A 16,421-nucleotide genomic window follows, 5' to 3' on the forward strand; every position below is an offset into this window, starting at 1 on the left:
CCCGCGCAGCGGCGGAGCCCCGGCTCTGCACCGAAGGTGGAGAGACGCTTGGGGGCTTTGTCTCACACGTCCACCTCGACCGAATCGCCGTGCAGCTCCATCAGCTCGCGGCGCGAAGCGGCCTCGCCCTTGCCCATGAGCTTGGTGATGAGCGCTTCGGTGCCGGCGAAGTCCAGCGTGCCCAGGTTGACCTGCATGAGGCGGCGGGTGTCCGGGTTGAGCGTGGTGTCCCAGAGCTGCTCGGCGTTCATCTCGCCCAGACCCTTGAAGCGGCTGATCTGGCACTTGTCGCGCGCCACGCCGTCTTTTTCGGCCTTGTCCAGGATGGCGTGCAGTTCGCCCTCGTCGAGCGCGTACTGCTTGACCGCAGGCTTCTTGCCGCGCGCGGGCACGTCCACCCGGAACAGCGGCGGGCGCGCTACATACACATGACCAGCCTCGATGAGCTTGGGGAAATGGCGGAAGAACAGCGTGAGCAGCAGCACCTGGATGTGCGAGCCGTCGACGTCGGCGTCGCTCAGGATGCAGACCTTGCCGTAGCGCAGACCACTCATGTCGGGCGTGTCCAGCGGGCCATGCGGGTCGATGCCGATGGCGACCGAAATGTCGTGGATTTCGTTGTTGGCGAACAGGCGGTCGCGCTCGACCTCCCAGGTGTTGAGCACCTTGCCGCGCAGTGGCAGGATGGCCTGGCTTTCCTTGTCGCGGCCCATCTTGGCGCTGCCACCGGCCGAGTCGCCCTCGACCAGGAACACCTCGTTGTGCGCCAGGTCCCTGCTTTCGCAGTCGGTCAGCTTGCCGGGCAGCACAGCCACGCCCGATCCCTTGCGTTTTTCGACCTTCTGGCCGGCTTTCTGGCGGAACTGCGCGGCCTTGATGGCGAGTTCGGCGAGTTTCTTGCCGTAGTCCACGTGCTGGTTGAGCCAGAGTTCGAGCGCCGGGCGCACGAAGCTGCCGACCAGGCGCACCGCGTCGCGTGAGTTCAGGCGCTCCTTGATCTGGCCCTGGAACTGCGGGTCCAGCACCTTGGCGCTCAACACATACGAAGCGCGGGCGAACACGTCTTCGGGCAGCAGCTTCACGCCTTTGGGCAAGAGCGCGTGCAGCTCGATGAAGCCCTTGACCGCCTGGAAGAGACCGTCGCGCAGACCGCTTTCGTGCGTGCCGCCGGCGCTGGTGGGGATCAGGTTGACGTAACTTTCGCGCACGGCCTGGCCGTCTTCGGTGAAGGCCACGCACCACGAGGCGCCCTCGCCATCGGCGAAGTTGTCGTCTTTGGCATCGGCGAAACCGTCGCCTTCGAACAGCGGGATCACCGGATCACCGTTGAGCGTCTGCTGCAGGTAGTCGCGCAGGCCGCCCTTGTAGAGCCAGGTCTGCGTGTCCTTGGTCTTTTCGTTGACCAGGGTCACCGTCACGCCCGGCATCAGCACCGCCTTGCTGCGCAGCAGGTGGGTGAGTTCGGTCATGGGCAAAGCGGCGGATTCGAAGTACTTCGGATCGGGCCAGGCGCGCACCGTGGTGCCCTGCCTGCGGTCGCCCTCGCCTTTGGGCGTCATCACCAGCTGTTCGATCACGTCGCCCGCGGAAAACGCGAGCCTGGCCACCTGGCCTTCGCGGTAGCTGGTGACTTCGAGCCGTGTCGAGAGCGCGTTGGTCACGCTCACACCCACGCCGTGCAGGCCGCCGGAGAAGCTGTAGGCACCGCCCTTGCCCTTGTCGAACTTGCCCCCGGCGTGCAGGCGGGTGAAGACCAGCTCGACCACCGGGGCTTTTTCTTCCGGGTGCAGGCCGAAGGGGATACCACGGCCGTCGTCTTCCACGCTCACCGAGTGGTCGGTGTGCAACGTGACCTTGATCTTTTTGCCGTGTCCGGCGAGCGCTTCGTCGGCCGCGTTGTCCAGCACTTCCTGGATGATGTGCAGCGGGTTGTCGGTCCGGGTGTACATGCCCGGACGCTGTTTCACCGGCTCCAGTCCCTTGAGGACACGGATGGAGCCTTCTGAATATTCGTTCGTGGATTGGGTCGCCATGGGGGCGGATTGTATGCGCCCCGTCCAAAAACACTGGATGCAATTACAGACCAAACACCTGCCACCTCTACCGATTCGCGCTGCGCATCAATCATGGCCGCCGATTTCATGACCCCACGCGCCGGGGTGACACCCACCGAAAGGCCGGATTCGCTACAGTCTCGGGATGACTTCTTCCCCGGCCGCCGCGTCGCCCCCCCGTCTTTCTGCGTTCCAGGTGCTGGCCTGCGGCGCTGCCATCGTCACCCTGTCCATGGGCGTGCGCCACGGTTTCGGCCTCTGGCTGCTGCCGATCACCCAGGAAATGGGCTGGACGCGTGAGAACTTCGCCTTTGCGCTGGCCATCCAGAACCTCTCCTGGGGCCTGTTCGGCATTTTTGCCGGCATGGCGGCCGACCGCTTTGGCGCCTTCCGCGTGCTGCTGGTGGGTGCCGTGCTGTACGCGCTGGGTCTGGCCGGCATGGCGCTCTCGCCCACACCGCTGACCTTTGCGCTCACCGCGGGTGTGCTGATCGGTGCGGCCCAGGCCGGCACCACCTACGCCGTGATCTACGGCGTGATCGGGCGCCAGATCCCGGCCGAAAAGCGCTCCTGGGCCATGGGCGTGGCGGCCGCGGCCGGCTCGTTCGGCCAGTTCCTCATGGTGCCGGTCGAAGGCTGGCTCATCAGCGCGTTCGGCTGGCAGGAGGCGCTGCTGTTCCTGGGCGCAGCGGTGCTGCTGATCATGCCGCTGGCGCTGTTTTTGCGCGAGCCGGGTTTTGTGGGTGGCGTGGCGCCCAAGCGCGAACAGACCATTCTCCAGGCGCTGCGCGAGGCCTTCAAATACCGCAGCTTCCAGCTGCTGATGGCGGGCTATTTCGTCTGCGGCTTCCAGGTGGTGTTCATCGGTGTGCACATGCCGAGCTACCTGAAAGACAACGGTCTGTCGCCCCAGGTGGCGAGCTATGCGCTGGCGCTGATCGGCCTGTTCAACGTGATCGGCACCTACGCCGCAGGTGCCCTGGGCCAGCACATGCCCAAGCGCCATATCCTGGCCTTCATTTACCTGGCGCGTGCGGTGGCGATCAGCGTCTTCCTGATCGTGCCGCTGTCGCCTGCCAGCGTGTATGTGTTTTCCGCCGTCATGGGCGTACTCTGGCTGTCCACCATTCCGCCGACCAACGCGGTGGTGGCGCAGATTTTCGGTGTGGCACACCTCTCCATGCTCGGCGGCTTCGTGTTCTTCAGCCACCAGATCGGCAGTTTCATGGGCGTCTGGCTGGGCGGCGTGCTGTACGACCGGACCGGGAGTTACAACATCGTCTGGTACATCTCGATCGCGCTGGGCGTGTTCGCCGCGCTGGTCAATCTGCCCGTGCGCGAGTCGCCCATCACCCGCGGTCCGCAGCGCGTGGGAGCGGCCGCGTGAAGCCCCTGGTGGTCAAGGCATTTGTATGGGCCGGCGTGGCGCTGGCCCTGCTGGCCACGCTCGCGCTCTACAACCGGCCGGATTTCCTGGTGAACCTGGCGGACCAGCTCTGGAGCTGTTTCTGATGCACGGCACCGAAGCGCCTTCTGCCTGGATCAGCCGCTGGTCGCATCTCGTGCCGCCCGGCGGCAGGGTGCTAGACGTGGCCTGCGGGCATGGGCGCCACCTGCGCTGGTTTGCGGAGCGGGGCCACACGGTCACCGGTGTCGACCGCTCTGCCGAGGCCATTGCGGCGGTGGCAAGGCTCGGTCGTGCCGTCGAAGCCGACATCGAGAGCGGCCCCTGGCCCTTTGCGGACGAACAGTTCGACGCGGTGGTGGTAACCAACTACCTCTGGCGCCCCCTGCTGCCTCAAATCGTCGACAGCGTGGCGCCGGGTGGCGTGCTGCTCTATGAAACCTTTGCCGCCGGCAATGAAACCGTGGGCAAGCCCTCGCGGCCCGATTTCCTGTTGCAGCCCGGCGAGTTGCTGCGTGCCTGCGCTGGTCTGCACATCGTGGCCTATGAAGACGGCTTCACCGACCGGCCCGAGCGCTTCGTTCAACGTATCGCGGCGGTGCGAAAACACCCGGATCCGTCCGCCCTGCCCGCGCGGTATCCGCTGGATGCCTCTGGGTAGAATGTCAGATTCGCGCGCCCGCTGATGGCGGCCTCTGCACAGAGGCCAACAGGCAGGTGCCCACCTCTTGAGCCCATCGCTTATGAAACCCATTTCCGGCAGCATCGTGGCCTTGGTCACGCCCATGAACACCGACGGCAGCGTGGACTACCCCACCCTGCGCAAGCTGATCGACTGGCACATCGCCGAGGGCACGGACTGCATTGGCGTGGTCGGCACCACCGGCGAGTCGCCCACGGTCACGGTCGAAGAGCACTGCGAGATCATCCGAGTCTCGGTGGAGCAGGCCAAGACCCACGGTGAGAAGCGCGTGCCCATCATGGCCGGCTGCGGCGCCAATTCGACCGCCGAGGCGATCGAACTGGCGAAATTCGCGCGCAGTGTCGGCGCCGACTGCCAGTTGCAGGTCGTGCCCTACTACAACAAGCCCACGCAAGAAGGCCAGTACCAGCATTTCAAGGCCATCGCCGAAGCCACCGGCGACCTGCCCATCGTGCTGTACAACGTGCCCGGCCGCAGCGTGGCGGACATGTCGGTTGAAACCGCCCTGCGCCTGGCGCAGGTGCCGGGCATCGTCGGCATCAAGGAAGCCACCGGCAACATCGAGCGCGCCCAGTGGCTGATCCGCGAAGCGCCCGAAGGCTTTGCGATCTACTCCGGTGACGATCCGACCGCCGTGGCGCTGATGCTCTGCGGCGGCCAGGGCAATGTGAGCGTGACGGCCAACATCGCGCCGCGCCTCATGCACGAGCTCTGCGTGGCCGCCATCGCGGGCAACACGCGCAAGGCCATGGACATCCAGCTGCGCCTGATGCCGGTGCACAAGAACCTGTTTGTTGAAGCCAACCCGATCCCGCTCAAGTGGGCCATGGCCCGCATGGGTCTGTGCTCGGAAACCATGCGCCTGCCGCTCACGCCGATGTCCCGCGCCCTGGAACCCCTGGTCGAAGGGGCGCTCAAAGACAGTGGCCTGATCGATTGAACGTTGCCCGCCCGACTTCCCCATTTCTTCCGAACCCCGAGTCCGCTCATGCAAGTCACTTCAAAACGCCCGACACCCCTCACGGCATCGCCCCTCGCCTCGCGCCCTCTGGGCCGCATTGGCGTGATCGCCGTGGCCGCCCTGCTGGCGAGTGGCTGCACCATACTGCAGGAAGACAAGATCGACTACAAGAGTGCCCAGCGTGGCAGCACCCTGGATGTGCCGCCCGATCTGACGCAGCTCAGCCGCGACTCGCGCTACAACGTCCCGGGCGCTGCGGTGACCGCGAGCGGCCAGCAGGCGGCCCAGGCGGCGGTCACGCCCGGCGCCACGGCGGTCTCCTCGGTGGGCGACGTGCGCATTGAACGCGCCGGCAACCAGCGCTGGCTGGTGGTGAACCGTCCGGCCGAACAACTGTGGACACCGGTGACCGACTTCTGGAAGGAAAACGGCTTCCTGCTGGAACTGGACCAAGAAAAACTCGGCATCATGGAAACCGACTGGGCCGAGAACCGCGCCAAGATTCCGCAAGACTTCATCCGCAGCACGATTGGCCGGGTGTTCGAGAACCTGTATTCCACCGGAGAACGCGACAAGTTCCGCACCCGGCTGGAACGCAACGCCGCCGGCGGAACCGAGATATTCATCAGCCACCGCGGCATGGCCGAGGTCTACACCAGCAGCCAGAAAGACCAGACCGTGTGGCAGCCCCGGCCCACCGATCCCGAGCTGGAAACCGAGTTCCTGCGCCGCCTGATGGTCAAGCTCGGCGTGAGCGAAGCACAGGCCCAGGCCATTGCGGCCGCAACGCCCGTCCAGGCCGCCGCCAAGGTGACCTTGCTGGGCCAGCAGCCTGTGGTCCAGCTCGATGACGACTTTGACCGGGCCTGGCGCCGCGTCGGCCTGACGCTGGACCGCACCGGTTTCACGGTCGAAGACCGCGATCGCACCCAGGGTGTCTACTTCGTGCGTTACGTGCCCACGACCGCGGCCGACGCCCGGAAACCCGGTTTCTTCGGCCGCCTCTTTTCGAGCTCAGCACCCCAGGCCACACCGGCCAAGTACCGCGTGAAGGTGCAGAGCAGTGGCAACAGCAGCACGGTCTCCGTGCTCAACGAACAGGGCCAGCCTGAAGCATCCGCCACCGCCCAGCGCATCGTCCAGCTGCTTGCCGACGACCTCAAGTAGGCGTCACCGTCCTCAGTGCCCGGCCTGGGCACCCAACGAAGAAAGCCGCCCTCGGGCGGCTTTCTTCATGGCCGGGCCAAAAGCCCGACAGACCCATCAGATCACTGAGCGGGCTTTGCAGCAGCCTTGGCCGCTTCGGCAGCGGCGGTGGCTGCATCAGCGGCGGCAGCGGCGGCGTCCTTGGTAGCGTCTGCAGCGGCAGCGGCGGCGTCGGTGGTGGCAGCAGCTGCATCCTTGGCGGCATCAACAGTGGCAGCGCCAGCAGCGGCAGCGGCGTCAACAGTGGCGGCGCCCGCAGCGGCAGCAGCGTCGGTGGTGGCAGCAGCTGCGTCCTTGGCGGCATCAACCGCGGCTGCAGGCTCGGGGATCGTGATGGCGGCTTCTTCCTTTTTGCCGCAAGCGGTCAGGGCCACGGCGGCGAGCAGGCTGGCGAGGAGGATAGATTTTTTCATGACAGTGTTCCTATGGATGAGGATGAACAAACTTCAAATAATGATTTTGAATCAACCAAAAAAAAACCCGAATCAAGGATTCGAGCTCGGTTGACCCAGTCAGACAACCTATTGAGACCCGGCTTCCAGACTGGATTGAAATCATAGCTGGAAAAATGAATCCGCATTTACCCTCGGCATCTTTTTCTTTTTCTCACAAGAAAGTGTTGCGAAAGCAGAAAATTCCACTACGAAAGCTCACAAACCCAGCGTGGTAGCCGCAAACGATGGGCTGCCCATGGCCCAACAGGTGTCCAGCCGCTCTTTCAGGGCCAAGCGCCGTCGGGCATCCACGCTGGCCACCAACGTGCAGCGCAGGGAATCGAGCCGCTCCAGGGTCCAGCCGGGTGACCAGATCGCACTGGGCAACTCGGTCCCCACCAAACTGGTGCATGCGTGGGCCTGCACCAGATGCGACCACGTGACGCGCCACTGCACCAGGCGGGGGTGCAGCTGGCGCAGCGGCCCGAAGTCCCGCGCCATGAACTGGATGTGGCGCCCGCGACCGGCCCAGGCCTGCAGGGCATCGACCACCACCCGTTCGCCCAATGGCCAGTCCGCGAAGTCCGAATCGCTCAAGACAATGTGCGACCAGCCCTCCCTGGCAGCGCAGACCATGGCCTGTCGAACCAGATCGGCAAAGACCTGGCGGCCCTCCATTCGCCCCAGCGGCAGCGCCTGCGCGGCTGTTCCCATGCCTGATTCGGACTCTGATTCGGACTCTTGACTCATGACCTCACCTCCGTATTCGGAACGACAGAACGGATCAGCTGGCCACCACACGGTGCAGCCAGCCGGCTTCAAACCAGTCCTGCAGCAACGCCTGCGCATCGGTGCTGGCGCGTCCCGCCTGGCGGGCATCCAGGCAGCGCTGGTCGGCCAGCGTGCGCATCAGGCGTGCATCCGCACCGCCGGCGCGGAAACTCTCGCCATTGATGAACACGTGGCGGTCGTCGTACATCATGCGCGTGCGGCGATCCAGCGCCAAGGGGCCAGGCGTCCAGTCTGACTCGGGTTCTTCGAACCAGACGCGGGGCTTGGGCTCGGTCATCACCTCGCCCAGCGCACAGGCGAGCGACTCGCGCTCGGCCAGCAGACGCTGCAGGCCATCGGCCGCAAAGGCCTCAAGCGCGGGCGGCATGGCCGCTGGCGTGGCGGTGGCGGGCTGCGCCGGGTCGCGGTACAGCGTGGCGTCGTCGAACTCATCGGCCATGCGCTGCAGCAATTCACCAGCCAGTCCACCGCGCTGCGGCACGCGGAAGCCCACCGAGTAGGTCATGCAGTCGTCACCCACGGCCACACCGTCGTGCGCCCAGCGCGGTGGCAGGTACAGCATGTCGCCGGGGTTGAGCAGGTGCTCCTCTTCAGGCTCGAAGTTGCTCAGGATCTTGAGCGGCACGTTCGGCTCCAGCGAAAGGTCTTTCTGGCGTCCGATGCGCCAGTGACGTTGACCGCTGGCCTGCAGCAGGAACACGTCGTAGCTGTCAAAGTGCGGCCCCACGCCACCGCCATCGCTGGCCCAGGAAATCATCAGGTCGTCCAGACGCGCATCGGGCACGAAGCGGAAGCGCTGCAGCAACTCGTGAGCCGCGTCCAGGTGCAGATCCACACCCTGCACCAGCAAGCTCCAGCGCTTCTGCTTCAGCGGTGGAAAAGCCGTGCGGGCAAAAGGTCCGTGTCTGAGCTGCCAGCCCGCGGATTTGTGCACGATCAAACGCGACTCGACCGCTTCATCGGCGGCCATGGCAAACAGCGCCTGGCGATTCACAAACGGTTTGAAGTCCGGAAAGGCATTGCGAATCAGCAAAGGCTTTTTCTGCCAATAACGGCGCATGAATTGCGCGGGCGAAAGACCGCCGAGCATTTCGCGGGGCATGTCGGGGCCAAAGGTTTTGGGGCTGGAGGGGTTGGCTTGGGTCATGGGACAATTGTCCGATGAAAACGACGATGAAAATCACCCCTCAGTGCGTCGTCGCGCTGACGTGGACACTCAAGGACACCCTGGGCGAAGAGCTGGACGTGCTGGACGAACCGATCGAGTTCCTGGTGGGTGGCAACGACCTGCTGGCCGGGCTCGAGGAGGCGCTGCAGGGCCATGTGGCGGGCGATACGGTGGAACTGCAGCTCGAACCCCAGCACGCGTTTGGCGATTACGACGATCGCCTGCTCTTTCTGGAGCCCCGACACCTGTTTCCGGACAACATCGAGGAAGGCATGGGTTTCGAGGGCCTGCCCGCGGGCTGCACCTCCTCTGCACCGCACGACCGCCTGTACTTCGTGAGCGACATTTACCCCGACCATGTGGTGCTGGATGGCAACCATCCCCTGGCGGGCATTGCCTTGCGCATCCACCTCAAGGTGCACGCTGTGCGCGAAGCGCAAATCAGTGAAGTCGGTCGTGGCACGCTGGGCGCGGGCTTCTTCCGCATGCAGGTCGAGAGCGGCGATACCCCGTCGGACCCCGATGCGCCCTCGGGCAAGCCCACACTGCATTGATGGGCAGACGCCCAAAACGCAAGAGGGCTGCCAGCGCAGCCCTCTTGTTTTTTTCAGCGCGTCAGCGCTGACAGGTCAGCCTCGACCCGTTGAACCGTAACCGCCCGACCCGCGTTCGCTGGCCACGTCGAAGTCGTCCACCAGATTGAAATGCGCCTGCACCACCGGCACGATCACCATTTGCGCGATGCGCTCCATGGGCTCGATCGTGAAAGCCACGTCGCTGCGGTTCCAGGCGCTCACCATGAGCTGGCCCTGGTAGTCGCTGTCGATCAGGCCCACCAGATTGCCCAGCACGATGCCGTGCTTGTGACCCAGACCCGAGCGCGGCAGGATCATGGCCGCATAGCCAGGGTCGGCCAGGTGGATGGCCAGCCCCGTGGGCACCAACTGCCAGGCGTTGGGCGCGAGGGTGAGCGGGGCATCGAGGCAGGCCCGCAGGTCCAGACCCGCACTCCCGGAGGTCGCGTAAGCCGGCAGCTGGCTGACCATGCGCGGATCGAGCACCTTGACGTCGATCTGCATCACTCGGCTTTCTTCAATGCGTCTTCGAGCGCTTTGGTGGGATCCTCCTCTGCTTCTGGCGCTCCTTCTTCGGCTTCGGGCGCCGGCCCATCGGCGGCCGGCTCCTCGACGGTGGGCGCCTCATCGGAACCGTAAGGATCGGCAGACTGCAGGTCCTGCATGTTGTTGAGCATGTCCAGAACCTCCGCGTCGTCGACCTTCACGGCTTTGTCCAGGTTGCCGGTCACGATGCCCGGGTTGAACACGATCACCGCCACCATGATCAGCTGCAGGATGATGAAGGCGATGGACCCCTTGTAAATCTGGGCCGTGGTCACCGCCGGAATGCGTTTTCCGGTCACCACATCGTCGTAGTCGTTGCGGGCAGCCACGCTGCGCAGGTAGAACAGCGCAAAGCCGAACGGCGGCGTGAGGAACGAGGTCTGCAGGTTCATCGCCAGGATGATGCCGAACCAGATCAGGTTGATGTCCAGTTTCTCGGCCACCGGCGCCAGCAGGGGCACGACGATGAAGGCAATCTCGAAGAAGTCGATGAACATGCCCAGCACGAACACCAGCGCGTTCACGAACAGCAGGAAACCCATCTGTCCACCAGGCAGCTTGTCGAACAGGTGCTCCACCCAGATGTGTCCGTCGGCCGCGTTGAAGGTGAAGCTGAAGACGGTCGAACCGATCAGGATGAACAGCACGAAGATGGCGAGCTTGGTGGTGTTTTCCAGCGCCTGCTGGAGCAGACCGAACGACAGCGTGCGGCGAGCGCCCGCCATGATCAGCGCGCCGATGGCGCCCATGGCACCGCCTTCGGTGGGTGTGGCCACGCCCAGGAAAATCGTACCCAGCACCAGGAAGATCAGCACCAGCGGCGGTATCAGCACAAAGGTGACGCGCTCGGTCAGTCGCGAGAGCAGGCCGATGCCGAACAGCTTGTTGACCAGCGCCAGCGCCAGCGCCAGGAAGGCGCTGATGGTCATCGACAGGATGAAGATTTCATCACCGGGCGCGGGCATTTCGCGCTCCAGCCAGGGATTCATGATCGACTCGTGCACCTGGGACCAGGCGTAGCCAGCCGCAGCACACAGCACCAGCAAGGCCACCAGCGAGCGGTGGCCACTGGAACCATCGGGCTCGTTGTAGATGCGTGCCTCGGCCGGCAGGGCCGGCACCCACGCGGGCTTGACCAGCGCCACCACGATGATGAAAGCCAGATACAGACCGACCAGCGCCAGGCCGGGAATCAAGGCCCCGGCATACATGTCACCCACCGAACGACCCAGCTGGTCGGCCAGCACGATCAGCACCAGCGAAGGTGGCAGCGCCTGCGCCAGCGTGCCCGAAGCGGTGATGGTGCCGGTGGCGATGGTGCGGTTGTAGCCGTAGCGCAGCATGATGGGCATGGCGATCAGGCCCATCGAGATCACCGAAGCCGCGACCACGCCAGTGGTGGCCGCGAGCAGTGCGCCCACCAGCACCACGGCAATACCGACGCCGCCGCGCAGCGGGCCGAACACCTGGCCCACCGTTTCCAGCAGGTCTTCAGCCATGCGGCTGCGCTCCAGGATGATGCCCATGAGCGTGAAGAACGGGATGGCCAGCAGCGTGTCGTTCTGCATGATGCCGAACACCCGCAGCGGCAAGGCCTGAAACAGGTTGGAGGGAAACAGCTCCAGTTCCATGCCGATGAGGCCGAAGAACAGGCCGGTCGCGGCCAGGGAGAACGAAACCGGGAATCCGATCAACAGGAACACCAGCAGGCCGGTGAACATCACCGGAACGAAATTGGCGGTCAGAAATTCGATCATGCTGATGCTCCCGCCTGGCGGGCTTTTTCCTGTTCGGCGATCTCTTGCGCGAGCATTTCGGCCTCACTGGGGCCGGAATGGCTCAGGACATCCGGCCCCCGGCCAGTGAGGAAAGCGAAACGTTTGATCAGTTCGGAGAGGCCCTGAAGGAACAGCAGCGCAAAGCCCAGCGGGATCAGGGCGTACACGGGCCAGCGGATCAGTCCACCGGAGTTGGACGACATTTCGCCCGATACGTAGGCGTTGACGAACAAGGGCCAGCCCATCGTGGCCATCATGTAGCACAGCGGGAACAGGAAAATCAGGATGCCGCCGATATCGATCCAGTTGCGGGTGCGGTCGCTGAACCTGCTGGAAATGAAGTCGATGCGCACGTGCGCATTGCGCAGGAAGGCGTAACCGCCGCCGAGCATGAACACCGCGGCGAACAGGTACCACTGGATTTCCAGCCAGGCGTTCGAGCTGGTGCCGAAGATTTTGCGGATGAGGGCATTGCCCGTGCTGATGAGCGTGGCAGCCAGGATGAGCCACATGGCCATCTTGCCAATGAGCTCACTGATGGCATCGATGAGCCGGGATATCTGGAGTAGGAACGACATGGGAATCCCCGATGGGTTGGGTTGCTCGTGGCAAGCCCGCCAGTTTAGCGAAAGCGGGGCCTCTGATAAAAGAGAGACAGGGAGGAGAGGCGATGCAGGGCCGGGTCACGGTCAAACATGGCCAACCTGCACAAAAAACCCCGCAGGGGCGGGGTTTTTTGCCAGGCGTAGTCAGCCGTTACAGCTTGGCCGACTGCATGTAGCGGTCGAACTGGGCTTCGGTGAAGCGGAACCAGAGGTTCTGGTCCTTGCGGAAGGCCGAATAGTCGGCGTAGATCTTCTTCCAGGCCGGGTTGGTGTCGTTCAACTCGGCATAGAGGGACATGGATTCCTTGTACGCCAGGTCCATCACCGCCTTCGGGAACGCCTGCACCTTGGCGCCACCAGCGACCAGGCGCTTCAGTGCGCCAGGGTTGCGTGCGTCGTACATGGCCTGCATGGTGGTGTGCGCATGGGAGGCCGCACACTCGACGATGACCTTGTACTCGGCAGACAGGCCGTTGAAGGCTGCCTTGTTGATGTAGAAGTCGAGCTGTGCGCCGCCTTCCCACCAGCCTGGGTAGTAGTAGTTCTTGGCAACCTTCTGGAAACCCAGTTTTTCGTCATCGTACGGTCCCACCCACTCGGTGGCGTCGATGGTGCCTTTTTCCAGCGCCTGGTAGATCTCGCCACCAGGGATGTTCTGCGGCACGCCGCCCATGCGGGTCAGCACCTTGCCGGCGAAACCGCCGATGCGCATCTTCAAGCCCTTGATGTCGGCACCGCTCTTGATTTCCTTGCGGTACCAGCCGCCCATCTGGGCACCGGTGTTGCCGCCGGGGAAGTTCACGATGTTGTATTTGTCGTAGAACTCGCGGAACAGCTTCAGGCCGTTGCCGTCGTAGTACCAGGCGGTCAGCTGGCGGCTGTTCAGGCCGAAGGGGATCGCCGTGCCCATGGCGAAGGTGTCGTCCTTGCCGAAGAAGTAGTAGGGAGCGGTGTGGGCCGCTTCCACGGTGCCTTGCTGCACACCGTCCACCACGCCGAACGCCGGCATCAGTTCGCCACCGGGGTGCACCGAAACGCTGAACTTGCCACCCGACATCTCGCCCACCTTCTTGGCGAACACATCGGCTGCGCCGTAGATGGTGTCCAGGGCTTTCGGAAAGCTGGAAGCGAGTCGCCAGCGGATGGTGGCCTGGGCATGCACCGCAGGCGCGGCGCCTGCGGCCAGCACCCCGGCAATGCCGGCATGCTTGATGATGGAACGACGATCCATAGTTACAACTCCATTTAGGTGATTTTTACTCGACCAGCACACACGGTTGTGGTGTTTGGCCAAGGCGCTTTGGCCTGTGAATTGTATGAACCGCACGGACGCGGTCTTCACGGGTTTTCCCTCGGGGAAAAGCACAAAACCCGCTTCGTGAGCTGCTTTTCACACGCTTGAGGGGGGAATGAAAAACACTTCAAACCTCGCGTGAAAAATGCTCACGAAAAAGAATGCTTCAGTTGTCCTGGATGGTGGTTTTTTTGTCGTGAGCGATCCGGGCATGCACGTCGTGCGCGTGGATCGACTCGAAGTTGGTGACATCCACGGTGTAAGCCCGCACGCGTGGATCGTCGTTCAGCGCCAGCGCCACGTCGCGCACCAGGTCTTCGACGAATTTGGGATGAGCGTAAGCCTGCTCGGTGACCCACTTCTCGTCGCTGCGCTTGAGCAGTCCCCAGAGTTCGCACGACGCATGGTCTTCGGCAAAACGCACCAGCTCGGTCCAGGGCACGGCCTCGTCCAGCAGGACCTCCAGCCGGATGTGCGAACGCTGGTTGTGCGCTCCGTCTTCGCTGACCTCTTTGGAACACGGGCAGAGCGACTTCACCGGCACCGTGGCCACCATGCGTACCTCGGTGCTTCCGCCCTCGCAGCGCGCCAGCCAGCCGCCCTCGTACTCCAGCAGGCTTTGCTGACCCGAGACCGGGGCTGTCTTGCGGATGAAAAAAGGGAAACTCACCGCCAGGCCAGCGCTGTCGGTCTCCAGCAAGGCCATCAGCTCGGGCAGGGCTCGCTGCAGCCGATCGAAGTCGACCGCCTCGCCATCGAGCGTGAACGCGTCGAGCCAGGCCAGCAAGCGCGACATGTGGGCGCCCTTCTGCTCGGCCTTCAGCCCCACGTGCAGGTCCCAGAGCCCGACGCTGTGCTGCGCGCGTCCAGCGATCTGCAGAACCAGGGGGTAGCGCAGGTTCTTCACGCCCACGCGGGCAATCGGCATGGCTCGCACATCGTGCCGGCCTTGCACATCGGGCATGGTGGCGCGCACGCCGGTCAGGGCATCGGACATCAGGCCGCCACTTTCAGACCCGGCACGGCGTCCAGGAGGCTGGCAAAACGTGCCCGCACCGAGCGCTCGATCCCCACGGCGTCAAGCCCCTCTGCGGCCAGCAATTTCGCCGGATCACCGTGTTCGGTGAACACATCGGACAGGCCCAGTTGCAGCACCGGCATGGCAAAACCCTCGGCCTGCAGCGCCTCGAGCACCGCACTGCCCGCGCCACCCATGGTGCAGCCTTCTTCGACCGTGACCAATGCGTGGTGGTGGGTGGCGAGTTCACGCAGCAGCTCCAGATCCAGCGGTTTGGCCCAGCGCATGTTGGCCACGCTGGCACCCAGCTGTTCAGCCGCTTCCAGCGCCGGGTAAAGCAGCGTGCCGAACGCCAGGATGGCCACGTTGCGGCCCGTGCGGCGCACCTCGCCCTTGCCGTAGGGCAGGCCTTCGAGGCCGGCCGGCACCTTCGTACCCACTCCAGCGCCGCGCGGATAACGCACCGCCACCGGGTGGTTCTGGGCGTGCGCGGTGCTGAGCAGTTGCCGGCATTCGGCTTCGTCGGCCGGGCAGGCTATTCCCATGTTGGGGATGCAGCGCAGAAAGGCGATGTCGTAAGCCCCTGCGTGCGTGGCGCCATCGGCGCCCACCAGGCCGGCGCGGTCGAGCGCAAAGACCATGGGCAGGTTCTGCAACGCCACGTCGTGGATGAGCTGGTCGTAGGCGCGCTGCAGGAAGGTCGAATAGATTGCCACCACCGGCTTCAGCCCCTCGCAGGCCAGGCCGGCGGCGAAGGTCACGGCGTGTTGTTCGGCAATGCCAACGTCGAAATAGCGACCCGGGAAGCGGCGCTCGAACTCGACCATGCCCGAACCTTCGCGCATCGCGGGCGTGATGCCCACCAGCTTGGGATCGGCTTCGGCCATGTCGCACAGCCACTGGCCGAACACCTGTGTGAAGGTGGATTTGGGTGGTGTGGCCGGCGCGGTCAGGCCCACGGCCGGGTCGAACTTGCCGGGGCCGTGGTAGGCCACCGGGTCGGCCTCGGCGAGCTTGTAGCCCTGGCCCTTCTTCGTGACCACATGCAGGAACTGCGGGCCACTGTCCTTGTCGAGCAGGTGGCGGATGTTCTCCAGCGTGGGGATCAGCGAGTCGAGGTCGTGACCATCGATGGGTCCGATGTAGTTGAAGCCGAACTTCTCGAACAGCGTGGCCGGCACCACCATGCCCTTGGCGTGTTCTTCGAGACGCTTGGCCAGTTCGAACAGCGGCGGCGCGCCCTTGAGCACCTGCTTGCCCACGCTTTTCGCCGCGGCGTAGAACTGCCCGCTCAGGAGCTGGGCCAGATAACGGTTGAGCGCACCCACCGGCGGCGAGATCGACATGTCGTTGTCGTTGAGCACCACGAGCAGGCGGCCGTCGGCCACGCCCGCGTTGTTCAGCGCTTCAAACGCCATGCCCGCGGTCATGGCACCGTCGCCGATGATGGCCACGGAATGGCGACTCTCGCCCTTCATCTTGGCGGCCATCGCCATGCCCAGCGCAGCGGAAATGCTGGTGGACGAGTGCGCGGTGCCGAAGGTGTCGTATTCGCTTTCGTCGCGGCGCGGGAAACCGCTGATACCACCGAGCTGCCTCAGCGTGCCCATGCGGTCGCGCCGGCCGGTGAGGATCTTGTGCGGGTAGGTCTGGTGGCCCACGTCCCAGACCAGGCGGTCTTCGGGGGTGTTGAAAACGTAGTGCAGCGCGACGGTGAGCTCCACCGTGCCGAGGTTGGAGCTGAGGTGGCCGCCGGTCTTGGACACGCTGTCGATCACGAAGGCCCGCAGTTCATCGGCCAGCGGATGCAGTTGGGCGCGGGACAGCCGGCGCAGGTCGGCCGGCGATTCTATGGAAGACAGAAGTGAGCTCATGACCATCG

General features: G+C 64.4%; 16 protein-coding genes. 6 read left to right on the forward strand and 10 right to left on the reverse strand.

What is annotated here, in order from left to right; all coding sequences use genetic code 11:
• Window positions 1-62 precede the first annotated feature (62 nt).
• Entirely contained in the window at window positions 63-2,033 is a 1,971-nt protein-coding gene (locus AC23D4_RS05850; RefSeq protein ID WP_472889100.1) for a DNA topoisomerase IV subunit B, read from the reverse strand.
• Window positions 2,034-2,199: 166 nt separating this feature from the next.
• Between AC23D4_RS05850 and AC23D4_RS05855 the strand changes: the two genes are divergently transcribed.
• The 5 genes from AC23D4_RS05855 (at window position 2,200) to bamC (ending at window position 6,290) form a co-directional block, all read left to right on the forward strand.
• Window positions 2,200-3,441, forward strand: coding sequence for an MFS transporter (locus AC23D4_RS05855; RefSeq protein ID WP_472889101.1), 1,242 nt, complete (start codon window positions 2,200-2,202; stop codon window positions 3,439-3,441).
• The gene (locus tag AC23D4_RS05860) at window positions 3,438-3,566 is read left to right on the forward strand and encodes a hypothetical protein (protein WP_472889102.1); all 129 of its coding nucleotides are present in this window, start codon (window positions 3,438-3,440) and stop codon (window positions 3,564-3,566) included. The genes AC23D4_RS05855 and AC23D4_RS05860 overlap by 4 nt, the downstream gene beginning before the upstream one ends.
• A complete protein-coding gene (locus AC23D4_RS05865) occupies window positions 3,566-4,120 on the forward strand; it encodes a class I SAM-dependent methyltransferase (RefSeq protein WP_472889103.1) in 555 nt (184 codons plus the stop codon). Before AC23D4_RS05860 ends, AC23D4_RS05865 begins: the two co-directional genes overlap by 1 nt.
• An 82-nt stretch (window positions 4,121-4,202) precedes the next feature.
• A complete protein-coding gene (gene dapA / locus AC23D4_RS05870; RefSeq protein ID WP_472889104.1) occupies window positions 4,203-5,102 on the forward strand; it encodes a 4-hydroxy-tetrahydrodipicolinate synthase in 900 nt (299 codons plus the stop codon).
• 48 nt (window positions 5,103-5,150) lie between these two features.
• Window positions 5,151-6,290, forward strand: coding sequence for an NlpB/DapX family lipoprotein (bamC, locus tag AC23D4_RS05875; protein WP_472889105.1), 1,140 nt, complete (start codon window positions 5,151-5,153; stop codon window positions 6,288-6,290).
• A 101-nt stretch (window positions 6,291-6,391) separates the two neighbouring features.
• Here bamC and AC23D4_RS05880 read toward each other — a convergent pair whose 3' ends face one another.
• The 3 genes from AC23D4_RS05880 to AC23D4_RS05890 form a co-directional block, all read right to left on the reverse strand.
• On the reverse strand, window positions 6,392-6,742 hold the full coding sequence (locus AC23D4_RS05880) for a hypothetical protein (protein WP_472889106.1): 351 nt from the start codon (window positions 6,740-6,742) through the stop codon (window positions 6,392-6,394).
• Window positions 6,743-6,979: 237 nt separating this feature from the next.
• The gene (locus tag AC23D4_RS05885) at window positions 6,980-7,513 is read right to left on the reverse strand and encodes a hypothetical protein (protein WP_472889107.1); all 534 of its coding nucleotides are present in this window, start codon (window positions 7,511-7,513) and stop codon (window positions 6,980-6,982) included.
• 34 nt (window positions 7,514-7,547) lie between these two features.
• Window positions 7,548-8,702 (reverse strand): JmjC domain-containing protein, encoded by a 1,155-nt coding sequence (locus tag AC23D4_RS05890; protein WP_472889108.1) that lies wholly within the window; start codon window positions 8,700-8,702, stop codon window positions 7,548-7,550.
• A gap of 26 nt (window positions 8,703-8,728) precedes the next feature.
• On the opposite strand from AC23D4_RS05890, the gene AC23D4_RS05895 reads away from it, so the two are divergent.
• Entirely contained in the window at window positions 8,729-9,277 is a 549-nt protein-coding gene (locus AC23D4_RS05895; protein WP_472889109.1) for an FKBP-type peptidyl-prolyl cis-trans isomerase, read from the forward strand.
• 75 nt (window positions 9,278-9,352) lie between these two features.
• On the opposite strand, the gene dut is transcribed toward AC23D4_RS05895, so the two are convergent.
• The 6 genes from dut to dxs form a co-directional block, all read right to left on the reverse strand.
• Entirely contained in the window at window positions 9,353-9,802 is a 450-nt protein-coding gene (gene dut, locus AC23D4_RS05900; RefSeq protein ID WP_472889110.1) for a dUTP diphosphatase, read from the reverse strand.
• A complete protein-coding gene (locus AC23D4_RS05905; RefSeq protein ID WP_472889111.1) occupies window positions 9,802-11,601 on the reverse strand; it encodes a TRAP transporter large permease in 1,800 nt (599 codons plus the stop codon). The genes dut and AC23D4_RS05905 overlap by 1 nt, the downstream gene beginning before the upstream one ends.
• The gene (locus tag AC23D4_RS05910; protein WP_472889112.1) at window positions 11,598-12,200 is read right to left on the reverse strand and encodes a TRAP transporter small permease subunit; all 603 of its coding nucleotides are present in this window, start codon (window positions 12,198-12,200) and stop codon (window positions 11,598-11,600) included. The genes AC23D4_RS05905 and AC23D4_RS05910 overlap by 4 nt, the downstream gene beginning before the upstream one ends.
• A 178-nt stretch (window positions 12,201-12,378) precedes the next feature.
• A complete protein-coding gene (locus tag AC23D4_RS05915) occupies window positions 12,379-13,458 on the reverse strand; it encodes a TRAP transporter substrate-binding protein (protein WP_472889113.1) in 1,080 nt (359 codons plus the stop codon).
• A gap of 229 nt (window positions 13,459-13,687) precedes the next feature.
• Window positions 13,688-14,518 carry a GTP cyclohydrolase FolE2 gene (folE2, locus tag AC23D4_RS05920; protein WP_472889114.1) on the reverse strand — a complete coding sequence of 277 codons (831 nt, stop codon included), beginning with the start codon at window positions 14,516-14,518 and terminating at the stop codon, window positions 13,688-13,690.
• Window positions 14,518-16,413, reverse strand: coding sequence for a 1-deoxy-D-xylulose-5-phosphate synthase (gene dxs, locus AC23D4_RS05925; protein WP_472889115.1), 1,896 nt, complete (start codon window positions 16,411-16,413; stop codon window positions 14,518-14,520). The genes folE2 and dxs overlap by 1 nt, the downstream gene beginning before the upstream one ends.
• Window positions 16,414-16,421: the final 8 nt, after the last annotated feature.

It is taken from the genome of Hydrogenophaga sp. L76 (assembly GCF_057654755.1).